Origin of the sequence: Basilea psittacipulmonis DSM 24701, assembly GCF_000743945.1 — a bacterium.
Classification (GTDB): domain Bacteria; phylum Pseudomonadota; class Gammaproteobacteria; order Burkholderiales; family Burkholderiaceae_B; genus Basilea; species Basilea psittacipulmonis.
The window spans coordinates 1132397-1145388 of record NZ_CP009238.1; the positions used below are offsets into that span (position 1 = coordinate 1132397).

Below are 12992 nucleotides of genomic sequence, written 5' to 3' on the forward strand. Positions count from 1 at the left end.
AAGTGAGATGAAGAAACTATATTTTATAAAAAATACGTTCTATTGTCTTTAATATTTCATCATCTTGTGGTTTCGTTTCATAAAACTTAATTTTTTCCGTTTCCCATACACTAGTCGGTAGGCTCTTTTTGATCTGTTCAATGAACTTGGGATGCGTGCAAAGAACGTTATCAAGCTGAGAAAAAAGCTGGTATCGTTGCCAATAATCGCACAAAATAGTCGCCATCCCCGCACTACTGACTAACCACACTATCGGCTCTTTTTCATGCGACAAGGCACGAAGTTGTTCCAAAAGCGACCGATCAACAGGATTAATCTCTCTATCATAAACAGCCAAAAAATCTACTTGAACACCATATTGTGACAAGGACTCGGCCAACCATTGTCTTCCCTCTTTTGCTCTAACAATCAATACTTTTTTTAGTTGATGAAACCTATCACTTTGAAGCAAAGATTGAAACAATGATTCGGAATCTTGCTGAGCATCTTTAGGTGGGGCCAAAACATCTTTTGCACCCAGCGATTTTAAAGTTGAATAGCTTGTTTGACCCACGACAGCTTGCCAATAATGCTCCAAGGGCCGATCAAATTGTTTTTGATAATGTTGATAAAATACTTGAGCTGCGTAAGAATTAACAAAAACGATTAAATCATAATCTGTTTTAATCGGCTCAATCGGTAGTACTGAACGCTTAAAAATAGGAAAATCCACTGTTTGCCAACCCTTTTGTTGACAAGCAGCGGATAAATAATGATTATCAGGTCGTGTTAAGATAACTGGCATTCAAGAATCTCTTTGGCGCCTAATTGAATTAATTGCTGTGCCACGGTCTCACCCAAGTGTTCAGCCTGATCAACAGGTGCCCAAGCATCGGCTTTGACCACACGAGAGCCATCTGGCATCGCCACCAAAGCTTGTAAAAACAACTGACCGTCCTTGTGCGTGGCATGAGCAGCCAGAGGTACTTGGCATGATCCACCTAGTAATGTTGAAACCTTACGTTCAGCTGATGTACACGCCGTGGTAATAGGACAAATCAAAGGTTTCAGCAAAGCTCGAATATCTTGACGGCTAGACAAAATTTCAATGCCTAAAGCACCTTGTCCCACCGCTGGCAAAGAAACGTCGTAAGGTAATATCTGTTTAATTTCATGCGATAGGGCCAAACGTTTTAAGCCCGCTGCGGCTAAAATAATCGCGTGATAATCACCTTGTTTTAACTTATTTAAACGTGTTTGGACATTACCTCGTAAAGGTTTAACCGTTAAATGTGGATACAAAGCTCTTATCTGGGCCTCACGTCTTAAACTAGAGGTTCCCACGATCGCTCCTTTAGGCAAGGCTTCCAAAGTATCAAAATGCTCACTAACTAAGGCATCATGATCATCTTCTCGCTCCAGCACGGCCACCAATTCAAACCCTGCTTCAAGTTGCGTAGAAACATCTTTAAGAGAATGAACGGCCATATCCGCTCTACCCTCTAATAAAGCCACTTCTAGCTCTTTTACAAAAAGCCCTTTGCCACCTACTTTTGACAAGGTACGATCTAATATTTGATCCCCCCTAGTCGTCATTTTTACCAATTCAACTTGTATATCGGCGTATAAACTTTCCAAACGTTTTTTGACATGTTCCGCTTGCCACAAAGCTAATAAACTTTCTCGCGTTGCGATTCTAATAATTTGCTTAGCCATTTTTAATCCTTTTTCTTGCCAAAAAAGAACCCAAAGCGATCACAAAAATCGCACATGTCACTTCAGCTATTCTGACAATCAATGAAGAGGGTTGATGGCCATTTAATACATAGTTTGAAATACCCACATCATTCATGATCATGCTACCAGCAATCCAACCTAAAAGACCTGCACCAAAAATAATAATAATCTTAAATCTATCGATTAGTTTTAGTACTAATGTACTTCCCCAAATAATGATTGGCACGCTGACTAACAAACCAAAAATCACGTAGAAGATTTGATGATCGGCGTGACTATTTTCTGCGGCTGCTGTAATGGCGATTACATTATCTAGACTCATCACCACATCCGCCATAATAATGGTTTTGACCGCATTCCAAACGCTGGTACTACTTTCAATATTATTATGTTCATCGTCATGGGGTAATAATAATTTAATACCAATCCATAACAACAATAAGCCACCTATGAATTTAAGGAATGGCAGTTTAACCAACTGAATAAAGAAGAAAATCAAAATCACACGGATAGCGATTGCCCCTACCGTTCCCATTATAACGCCTAGATTTCGTTTGTCTTTTGGTAAATCTCGACAAGCTAATGCAATAATCAAAGCATTATCACCGCCCAACATAATATCGGCGAGAACTATTTGACCGACAATCGCCCAATTAATGTGCCAAAACCATTCCATATAAATCAATCCTTAATCAAAATAAAAAAGGGAGCATAGACTCCCTTTGTCTCTCATCTATTATCTTACAATACAGACTTGAGTAATGAACCCATTTTTGATGGATCGCGAGTAGTGCGAATACCACACTCTTCCATGATCGCCAATTTAGCATCAGCCGTATCAGCACCACCTGAAATCAAGGCACCTGCGTGACCCATACGTTTTCCTGGAGGAGCTGTCACACCTGCGATAAAGCCAACAACTGGTTTTTTCATGTTGTCTTTAATCCAACGTGCGGCATTCACTTCATCTGGACCACCGATCTCACCGATCATCACAACGGCATCCGTATCAGGATCATCATTGAACATCTTCATCACGTCAATGTGTTTTAGACCGTTAATTGGGTCACCACCAATACCTACGGCAGAAGACTGACCTAAACCAAGTTCAGTCAACTGAGCCACGGCTTCATAAGTCAACGTACCAGAACGGCTAACCACACCGATACGACCTTTGCGATGAATATGACCTGGCATAATACCGATTTTGATCTCTTCTGGTGTAATCAAACCTGGGCAGTTAGGACCTAAAATCAACGTTTTATCTTTTCCTGTATCACGCATACGGTTGCGAAGTTCCAACATATCACGAACAGGAATACCTTCGGTAATACATACCACTAAGTCTAATTCAGCTTCGACCGCTTCCCAGATAGCTGCAGCCGCACCAGCTGGTGGTACATAGATAACCGATACTGTCGCACCTGTGGCTTCTTTAGCATCTTTTACGGTCGCATAAATAGGAATACCTTCAAAATCTTCACCGGCACGTTTAGGATTCACACCAGCAACGAAAGCATTTTTACCGTTACCATACTCACGACACATACGAGTGTGGAACTGACCAGTTTTACCAGTAATACCTTGAGTGATGACTTTAGTGTCTTTATTAATTAAGATTGACATAGCTTATTCCTTTATTTTACCGCTGCAACAACTTTAGTCGCTGCTTCTGCCATTGTATCTGCACTGATGATGGGTAATCCAGAATCAGCAAGAATTTTCTTACCTAACTCTTCATTTGTACCTTTCATACGAACGACCAAAGGTACACTTAAATTCACGGCTTTACATGCAGCCACTACGCCCTCAGCGATCACATCACAACGCATGATACCACCAAAGATGTTGACCAAAATAGCCTTAACACCTTTGTTTTTAAGCATAATTTCAAAAGCAGCTGTCACTTTTTCAACCGTCGCACCACCACCTACGTCTAGGAAGTTAGCAGGATCACCACCAAATAACTTAATGGTATCCATCGTAGCCATTGCAAGACCTGCACCGTTTACCAAACAACCGATATTGCCATCAAGTTGAATGTAAGCCAAGTCATATTTTGAGGCTTCGATTTCATTCGGATCTTCTTCATCCAAATCACGGTACTCAACGATTTCTGGATGACGGAACAAAGCGTTAGAGTCAAAGTTAAACTTCGCGTCTAATGCGATAATATCGCCTTTTCCATCTAAAATTAGTGGATTAATCTCAGCCAAAGATGCATCAGTTTCTTGGTATGTTGTGTAAAGTTTCTCGAACTGATTGGCCGCTTTTTCAACTGAAGCGTCAGGAACACCAATTCCTTTTGCTAATTCAACAGCATCTTTTCTTTCAAAGCCAACGATTGGGTCAACAAACACTTTAAGAATTTTTTCAGGTGTTTTCGCTGCAACCTCTTCGATCTCCATACCGCCTTCACTAGAAGCCATCACGCATACTTTTTGGGAAGCACGGTCTGTAACGATACCCACGTAGTATTCTTTCTTAATGTCAGCGCCTTCTTCAATCAGCAGTCTTCTTACTTTCTGACCTTTTGGACCGGTCTGATGTGTCACTAATTGCATACCTAAAATTTCAGAAGCGTATTGACGTACTTCATCCATCGATTTTGCAACTTTCACACCACCGCCTTTACCACGGCCACCAGCGTGAATTTGTGCTTTAACCACCCACACTGATCCACCTAATTTTTCTGCTGCTTCGATCGCTTCTTCAACAGAGAATGCTGGATATCCACGTGGCACAGAAACACCGAACTTTCTTAATAGTTCTTTGCCTTGATACTCATGAATTTTCATATTTTCGCCTTCATTAAAGTAAAGTTAATGGTTATTCCAAATACTGCATTATACTGCACTTTTGACGATCCACTAAATATCTCGCCTTTCGTCAATAATAAAAAAACAATCCTGTGTTAAAAAATCAGTGTCTGCTCGATCATGACTAATTAACAACAAGGGAATATCTAGCTCTTGGCGGACATCTTTGATCAAAGATCTCATATCATTTTTTAAATCAGCATCCAGTGCAGAAAACGGCTCATCCAGTAAAAGCAAGGATGGCTCAGTGATACACGTGCGTGCCAACGCCACCCGTTGTGCTTGTCCGCCTGATATTTGATGCGGATAATGGTAAGCAATATCTGTTATTTTCAGCTTTTCCAGCCAATAATCCACCGCCTCGTTTTTAATATGTTTTGAGGGGTTAAATAGGCCTTTTTTCAAAGAAAAAGCGATATTTTGAATCACGGTTAAATGAGGAAATAAAGCATAATGTTGAAACATTAGCCCGACCTTTCGTGCCTGAGGAGATAAATCAATATTTTTTTCGGTATCCACAAGAGTCTGCCCATTTACTCGAAAATAACCAGAATCAGGTTTTTGGATCCCTGCTATCATCCGAAATAATAAGGTTTTACCTGCTCCCGAGGGACCTAAAATACCTAAACTAACGCTGGATGATTGATAAGCGTAATGAACATGAAATCCGTTTTGAAAAGATAAGTCTAAATCAAAATCAAACACTAGCATCTCATACCCTTTTGACGACTTAAATATTTAATCAAACACAACACTATCACACACACCAGTACCATCAAGCCTACCAGCTGATTGGCCAAGTCATCTTGCCCATTTTGGACAGCTTGATAAACGGCCAAAGACAAGGTTTCCGTACGCCCTGGAATACTACCTGCAATCATTAATGTTGCACCGAATTCTCCCAAAGATCGAGAAAAACCCAATAACACACCTGTTAAGATAGTCCGCCACGCCAACGGTAAACACACTCTGAAAAAAATAGCCAATGCAGACAATCCTAATGTTTTAGCCGCTTGCTCATAAATAGGCGAGATCGTTTCAAATGCAGATCGAGCTGGTTTAAAAATCAAAGGAAAGGTAATCAGCACAGAAGCCACGACAGCTCCCTGCCATGTAAAAACTAGGGTGAGATCAAAGTTTGATTTTAACCATGCACCTATTATCCCTTTTTGACCTAATAAGACTAACAGATAGTACCCTAACACGGTAGGAGGCAACACCATTGGCAACGTCAATATGGCATCTAATATTTCTTTGCCCCAAAAATCGCGTCGCGTAAAGAAATAAGCCAATACAATAGCCAATAAGGCACTGATCAACGTTGCCCACGTTGCTACTTTAAACGATAACGCTAAGGCGGTCCAAACACTACTATCTAACATTTATTTAATCGAACTAAATCCATATTCATGAAAAATCGCTTGTGCTTTTTCAGAAAATAAATAATGAAGAAAATCTTTAGCCAGCTGACTATCTGAAGCTGTTTTAGTCAAAGCGACAGGATAAAAAACAGGATCTGCCAAATCAACAGTTAACAAGACCTTAACCTTATTTTTTCTAATGCTAGCATCCGTGGCATAAACAAAACCGACATTTACCTCTGATCGTGCCACATAATCTAACGATTGACGAACATTTTTAGTCAAAATATATTTGTCTTTTAGTACATCAAATAAGCCTGCATGCTCTAAGGCAAGTTTTGCATAACGCCCAACTGGCACGCTTTGAGGGTCTCCTAGGGCAATATATTGAATCTTTTTTTCGTTTAAATCTGACAAATCTTTTACATTAAGGCCACTGTCAATCGCCGTGATTAACACCAATTCATTACCCAAAAGATTCTGCCTACTTTCTGTTTGGATAAGTCCCTCTTCTTGTGCCATATCCATTGTTTTTTGATCCGCACTAATCCATACATCCACAGGTGCTCCGTGCCGAATTTGTTGATACAACACACCAGAGGCGGCAAAATTTAGATCAATCGTCACCGATGGATGCTCTTGTTCATAACGTTTTGCCACTTGGGTCATCGCATTACTTAAACTGGATGCTGCCGAAACCGTCAAGGTGGCCGCACCAGCCAGTTGACTGCACAATGCTAAAAATAAAAAAAGTAGTCTTTTCATCATCGGAGATTCCAAAATGATATAGACTACCACAGCGTATCAAAATGTCCTATTACACAAAAGACCTATAACGACGTTCTACTACTAAAGTAGTAGTGAGATCACCTACCCCCTCAAACATAGCAGTCGATAGGCCCATCTTAAAACGAGCCTATCACTTAGAACATCTGATCAAATGGAGATTAACGTCTTTTGATATAGTGGAACATACCTGTGGGTGTCTGTTCTTGAGACAACAGTATGTTTTGAGTTTGTCGGCAGAAGTCTTGAAAATCACCCTCAGCGTGAGGGTCGGTGGTAAAAACTTTTACCACTTGACCACTCTCTAACTGATTTAATGCTTTTTTCATACGCAAAATAGGCAGTGGACAGGTTAATCCGCTGGTATCAATTTCAACGTCAGCCTCAAGCATGATTTAACTTCTCTTCTAACCAGTTGGGTAATGCTTCTAACACAGCTGGTAAGGCAGCTACGTCACTACCTGCTCCCATTGCAGCTTCAGGTTTACCACCACCTTTACCGCCTAACTGGCCACACACATGATTGACCACTTCACCGGCTTTTAGTTTAGAGTGTAATGACGAATCCACCCCAGCAGCGACGTTTACTTTGCCGTCTGCTACCAATGTTAACACCACCACACCACCAACTTGGGCCACTAGATCAGGGATCATATTACGCAGTGACTTAGGATCAATATCAGATACCTGTGCCACCAAAACAGGCGTACCCGCTAGTTTTTGAACTTGTGACAAAATCTGTTTGCTGGCTACCGCAGATAATTTATCTTTCAGTGTCGCACATTCTTTTTCAAGCGATTTTATTTGCTCTTGAGTTGATTTTGCTTTAGACACAATTTCTGCAGATTTACATTTTAATGAACCTGCCACGTCTTCTATCGTATCTTGCAAACCTGCAATCCAAGCCAACGCCCCAGCACCCGTCACAGCCTCTACACGTCTGACACCTGAAGCAATACCGCTTTCAGACACAATTTTAAACACACCAATATCGCCTGTTCTCTTAACATGCGTACCACCGCATAGTTCCTTTGAGAACCCGATATCCAACACACGAACCTGATCGCCGTATTTTTCGCCAAACAACGCCGTCACGCCCTCTTCGATTGCCTCATCATAAGCCATATGACGTACATGTGTATCCACATTCATCAAGATCTCATGATTTACGATTCTCTCTACTTCACGAATTTGTTCGGCCGTCATCGCACTGTCGTGAGAGAAGTCAAAACGCGTTTTCTCAGCATCTACCAAAGAACCTTTTTGTTGAACATGATCGCCTAACACCAAACGCAATGCTTTGTGCATCAAATGCGTTGCCGAGTGGTTTCGCATGCTAGATAAACGTTCCTCGATATTGATCGCGGCGGTCATCTTATCGCCTACGCTAATTTTGCCAAGGGTGACCACACCATAATGCCCAAATACATCAGGTTGAATTTTTTGGGTATCAGACACAGCGAACTCACTTCCATAACCTTTTAATAAGCCCGTATCGCCTACCTGTCCGCCTGATTCCGCATAAAAAGGCGTTTTATCTAAAACCACGACTGCTTCAGCACCCTCTACAGCTTCTTTCACCAAAGTGCCGTCAACATAAATAGCTAAAATTTGAGATTCTGTTTTCGTCTCTTCATAGCCTTCAAACTGCGTTAAGTCACCCTCATAATTTAGTTTTTGAGTGGCTTTAAACTTGCTATTGGCACGTGCCATTTCACGCTGTTTTGCCATCGCTTTGTCAAAACCTGCTTGATCCACCCCAAAGCCCTGTTCACGACAAATATCCGCCGTTAAATCAAATGGGAAACCGTAGGTATCATAAAGCGTGAAAATCGTTTGTCCATCTAATGTCTGACCAGATTTCAACTGAACCAAAGCCGCTTCAAGGATCTTCATACCTTTTTCAAGTGTTTCACCAAAGCGTTCTTCTTCTTGTTTCAAAACCTGCACCACTCTGTCTTTTGAGCGTGTTAATTCAGGATAGGCTTCACCCATCTCTGCCACCAAATCCTCTACCAAACGATGGAAAAATGGTTTAGTTTGGCCTAATTTGTGGCCATGGCGTAAAGCACGGCGAATAATTCGTCTTAACACATAGCCTCTACCCTCATTTCCAGGAATGACACCGTCCACGATTAAGAAACTACAAGCACGAATATGATCGGCAATGACTTTTAAGGAGTTGTTGCTTAAATCTGTACAGCCTGTTTCACGAGAAGCCGCTTTGATCAAATTCTGGAACAAATCAATCTCATAATTAGAATGAACATGTTGTAGCACGGCTGCAATACGTTCCAAGCCCATTCCCGTATCCACACATGGTTTTGGCAAAGGGGTCAATGAACCATCTTCGTGCATTTCAAACTGTGTAAATACTAAGTTCCAAATCTCGATATAACGGTCCCCATCTTCTTCAGGCGATCCGGGAGGGCCACCCCAAACATCAGGACCATGATCATAAAAAATTTCTGTACAAGGGCCACAAGGACCTGTATCGCCCATCATCCAGAAGTTATCTGAAGCGTAGCGTTTACCTTTGTTGTCGCCAATACGAACGATGCGATCGGCTGGAACACCTACTTCCTTATTCCAAATATCAAACGCCTCATCGTCTTCCGCATAAACGGTCACCCAAAGTTTTTCAGCTGGTAATTGGTAAACGTTTGTTAATAATTCCCATGCCCAATGAATGGCATCACGCTTAAAATAATCACCAAAACTAAAGTTACCTAACATTTCAAAGAATGTATGGTGTCTAGCGGTATACCCTACATTCTCGAGGTCATTATGTTTACCTCCAGCACGCACACAACGCTGGGCAGTCGTTGCACGTTTATAATCGCGTTTTTCGCGACCTGCAAACACATCTTTAAACTGCACCATACCTGAGTTGGTAAACATTAAAGTCGGGTCATTATTCGGTACCAAAGACGAACTTGGCACAACAGCATGACCTTTTGAATTAAAAAAATCTAAATATTTTTGTCTGATTTCAGCTAATTTCATACTTATAAACATGAATTTAAGTTAACTCCCCATTATAACAGGGATTTATTTATCATTAAGCAAGTAAATTTACAAACTGGCCTTACAAAAAGGCAAATCGATATTTATGTTGTAAATCTACAGCATGCCATTAGGGGAAGAAAAAAGAAAAACCAGTACAAACATACTGGTTTCATCGTTAATTAATCTGGTTTTACATCTGTTTCATAGGTTTGAAGAGAATTAGACTCAGCAAAATCCACAATAAACTTCCATGCCAAAGGAGAGACATCTCTAAGTTTATTTTCAATCACCACACAACTTATCCCATCAATGACATTAGGTGTGACATATTCCGAATACGCGATTTGTCTGCCTACCACGGTCGGGTCTGGGGTAAAACAAGACAACACACCTGCTAAACGTTGTGCCCAGTCACTAGGTCTAAACTTTTTACCTTCTTTTGTTAATCCATTAATAATGAAATATTGCAAAGCTTAACCTTTCAATCTGTTATTATAGGAGGACGTTATTTTAAACCATTTTGAGGACACAAAATGCAAAACGAACCAACACCTTTGAACATCAGACACTTTTTAAGATTAGATGATTTCAGTAAGGAGGAGATTTTATACGTATTGGATCGCGCAAAATACATTAAACAAAAATTTAAAAATTTTGAACCTCATATGCCGATGCACGATCGCACTTTGGCCATGATTTTTGAAAAAGCCAGCACACGAACTCGCGTCTCTTTTGAGGCTGGTTTCTACCAAATGGGCGGTTATGTGATTAACCTAACTTCTGGTGATTCACAGCTAGGACGTTCCGAGCCGATTGAAGATACCGCTCGCGTGATTACACGTATGGTTGACTTAGTCATGATTCGTACTTTTGGGCAAGATCGTTTAGAAGCATTTGCTAAGCATTCACGTGTACCTGTCATCAATGGTTTAACGAATGAATTTCACCCTTGTCAGATTCTGGCCGATATTTTAACGTTTGTAGAAAATCGCGGTTCGATTGAAAACAAGATTGTGACTTGGATTGGCGACGAAAACAATATGTCTTACACTTGGATTCAAGCGGCTGAATTATTAAATTTCAAAGTACATTTCTGTGCTCCTGAAAATTACCAGCTAAAGCCTGAACGTATTGCAGGGGTCAGCCCAGACCATCTAAAAATCTTTAAAGACCCCTACGAAGCATGTGCTGGTGCTGATCTAGTCACCACCGATGTGTGGACCAGTATGGGTTATGAAGCAGAAAATCAAGAGCGCCACAAAGCCTTTGCGAATTTCTGCGTGAATCAAGATATGATGAATCGTGCCAAACCAGACGCACTATTTATGCACTGTTTGCCTGCCCATCGTGGTGAGGAAGTCACCGCAGAAGTGATTGATGGTCCCCAAAGCGTGGTATGGAGCGAAGCTGAAAACCGCATGCATGTCCAAAAAGCATTGATGGAGTTTTTATTATTCGGAAAACAATAATGGGAAAAAATAATCTTTTTTCAATACTGATTAATCTGCTCAAACCATTATTTCAACTTGTGCTTAGGGGGAAAACGGCTCGCTCAATTCCCACTAGCACTAAAATCATTATTTTACTTTTGTCCATTATTGTTATTTTGTTAGGCTGGATCATTAATTTATATATCCAAGATGATCAGCCTACCGTAACCAGCGAACCCACCCGTTCCGCCACTGTGCAAGCGTCAAAAATTAATTGCCAGTATTACCTTGATAAGGAGTTTTCCGTCTCCATCCCCAACCAGCTACAAACACTTTATGTTCAGAATGTCCATGATGGCGATACGATTACAGCCATTGATCCCAATGATCTTAATGCTTCCAAACCCAAACGCATTAAGATTCGCTTAAATCACATCGATGCCCCCGAACTCAAACAAAATCGCGGTAAAGATGCCACACAATATCTAAAGAAAAAAATCAATCAAAAAACGATTGAATTTTCTCAAGAAAGCACCGATCGCTACGGCCGTCAATTGGGAACAATTTATTTTGAGGATAAAAATATAAATTTAGAAATGGTTCGTCAAGGCTATGCTTGGGTTTATCAAGATTACACGCCTGAAAGCAAGTATCCAAGCTATTATCAAGCTCAATGTGAAGCAAAAAATGAGTCAAAAGGTATATGGGGTGACAAAAGCCCTATTCATCCTAAAGATTTTCGTCGTAATAAACGCTAATGTAAAAGCGTGTTAAGCACTCAACTTAACACGCCACCTTTTCCTAATCCATGCATATTCTCAGGTCTCTAAGGATATCACGATGGATACATAACATCTCAAAACACCTATTAAACAAGAGGCGTTATCGAGGTTTAGGAGCCCATACGAAACTAGCTCGAACCTTGACATACCTATTACACAACAGGTGTGATCAAAGTACCTGACTCAAAAAACTGAATCAAATTATTTAAGGTTAATTTTGCCATCTCTAAACGACATTCTTGAGTGGCACTTCCTACATGCGGTGACAAGACCACATTAGGCAAATTTATCAGTCTAGAGGGTACATTAGGTTCATTGGCAAAAACGTCTAATCCCGCCGCCCCCAATTTACCTTGTTCTAGCACGTCAATTAGGACATTTTCATCGACCACACTACCTCTAGCGACATTGATCAAAACCCCATTTTCTCCCAAGCATTCTAAAATCTCTTTATTGATAAGATGCTTGGTTTCAGGGCCTCCTACCGTTATTACTATCAGCACATCAGCCCATTGGGCCAATTTTTTCAAATTAGGTTCAAACAAATAAGGCACGTTTTTAGCTGTACGAGAGAAATAGCGAATATCCGCATCAAATCCAGTCAAACGTTTGGCAATCACTTGGCCAATCGCCCCCAGCCCAACAATACCCACTTTTTTATGATGAATATCTGACATCAGTGGAAAGACTTTTCCAGACTGCCATACCCCTTCTCTGACCCATTTATCTGCTTGAATCAATCCTCTAGAAGCGGCCAAAAGCAAGGCCATAGCTGTATCGGCCACCGTATCATTCAATACACTTGGTGTATTAGACAAAGCAATATTTTTAGCCTTTAAACAAGCTAAATCATAAACATCATACCCCACCCCAAAGCTACTTATCACTTTTAAGTTAGGCATGTGTGCTAGCCATTTGAGATCAAAAGGAATATTGTACGCCCCAATCACCCCTGTAATATCAGCACCTCGTTCTTGAATAAGTCTATTTCTTTCTTCCAAATTCGACGCTCCTAATACACGAAAGTGCTTAGGTAGTTCTGCTTCTAAATAAGGATGTAAGTTAGTTAATGTTAAAATTGTCTGCATT

14 protein-coding genes are annotated in these 12992 nt (G+C 40.7%); 2 read left to right on the top strand and 12 right to left on the bottom strand.

Annotated features, from left to right (window positions below; genetic code table 11):
* Positions 1-16: 16 nt before the first annotated feature.
* The 11 genes from IX83_RS04870 to IX83_RS04920 form a co-directional block, all read right to left on the bottom strand.
* The gene (locus IX83_RS04870) at positions 17-784 is read right to left on the bottom strand and encodes a uroporphyrinogen-III synthase (protein ID WP_038499821.1); all 768 of its coding nucleotides are present in this window, start codon (positions 782-784) and stop codon (positions 17-19) included.
* Positions 769-1695: a hydroxymethylbilane synthase gene (gene hemC / locus IX83_RS04875; protein WP_038499823.1), complete on the bottom strand. Its 927-nt coding sequence runs from the start codon at positions 1693-1695 to the stop codon at positions 769-771. Before hemC ends, IX83_RS04870 begins: the two co-directional genes overlap by 16 nt.
* Complete coding sequence (locus IX83_RS04880; RefSeq protein WP_038499825.1) at positions 1688-2392, bottom strand: TerC family protein; 705 nt, start codon at positions 2390-2392, stop codon at positions 1688-1690. Before IX83_RS04880 ends, hemC begins: the two co-directional genes overlap by 8 nt.
* Positions 2393-2457: 65 nt before the next feature.
* A complete protein-coding gene (gene sucD, locus IX83_RS04885; protein ID WP_038499827.1) occupies positions 2458-3342 on the bottom strand; it encodes a succinate--CoA ligase subunit alpha in 885 nt (294 codons plus the stop codon).
* An 11-nt stretch (positions 3343-3353) separates the two neighbouring features.
* Complete coding sequence (gene sucC / locus IX83_RS04890) at positions 3354-4514, bottom strand: ADP-forming succinate--CoA ligase subunit beta (RefSeq protein ID WP_038499829.1); 1161 nt, start codon at positions 4512-4514, stop codon at positions 3354-3356.
* 72 nt (positions 4515-4586) lie between these two features.
* The gene (locus IX83_RS04895) at positions 4587-5246 is read right to left on the bottom strand and encodes a sulfate/molybdate ABC transporter ATP-binding protein (protein ID WP_038499832.1); all 660 of its coding nucleotides are present in this window, start codon (positions 5244-5246) and stop codon (positions 4587-4589) included.
* Positions 5240-5917, bottom strand: a complete 678-nt coding sequence (gene modB / locus IX83_RS04900) for a molybdate ABC transporter permease subunit (RefSeq protein ID WP_038499834.1) — start codon at positions 5915-5917, stop codon at positions 5240-5242. The genes IX83_RS04895 and modB overlap by 7 nt, the downstream gene beginning before the upstream one ends.
* A complete protein-coding gene (modA, locus tag IX83_RS04905) occupies positions 5918-6664 on the bottom strand; it encodes a molybdate ABC transporter substrate-binding protein (RefSeq protein ID WP_038499836.1) in 747 nt (248 codons plus the stop codon).
* 179 nt (positions 6665-6843) lie between these two features.
* Positions 6844-7074 (bottom strand): sulfurtransferase TusA family protein, encoded by a 231-nt coding sequence (locus IX83_RS04910; protein WP_038499838.1) that lies wholly within the window; start codon positions 7072-7074, stop codon positions 6844-6846.
* Positions 7067-9688 carry an alanine--tRNA ligase gene (alaS, locus tag IX83_RS04915; RefSeq protein ID WP_038499840.1) on the bottom strand — a complete coding sequence of 874 codons (2622 nt, stop codon included), beginning with the start codon at positions 9686-9688 and terminating at the stop codon, positions 7067-7069. The genes IX83_RS04910 and alaS overlap by 8 nt, the downstream gene beginning before the upstream one ends.
* A 182-nt stretch (positions 9689-9870) precedes the next feature.
* On the bottom strand, positions 9871-10161 hold the full coding sequence (locus IX83_RS04920) for a DUF3579 domain-containing protein (RefSeq protein WP_038499842.1): 291 nt from the start codon (positions 10159-10161) through the stop codon (positions 9871-9873).
* A 63-nt stretch (positions 10162-10224) separates the two neighbouring features.
* On the opposite strand from IX83_RS04920, the gene argF reads away from it, so the two are divergent.
* Together argF and IX83_RS04930 are read left to right on the top strand one after the other, a co-directional pair.
* Complete coding sequence (gene argF / locus IX83_RS04925) at positions 10225-11160, top strand: ornithine carbamoyltransferase (protein WP_038499844.1); 936 nt, start codon at positions 10225-10227, stop codon at positions 11158-11160.
* Complete coding sequence (locus tag IX83_RS04930) at positions 11160-11879, top strand: thermonuclease family protein (protein WP_077315872.1); 720 nt, start codon at positions 11160-11162, stop codon at positions 11877-11879. Before argF ends, IX83_RS04930 begins: the two co-directional genes overlap by 1 nt.
* A 176-nt stretch (positions 11880-12055) precedes the next feature.
* On the opposite strand, the gene IX83_RS04935 is transcribed toward IX83_RS04930, so the two are convergent.
* A complete protein-coding gene (locus IX83_RS04935; protein ID WP_051919327.1) occupies positions 12056-12991 on the bottom strand; it encodes a 2-hydroxyacid dehydrogenase in 936 nt (311 codons plus the stop codon).
* Position 12992: the final 1 nt, after the last annotated feature.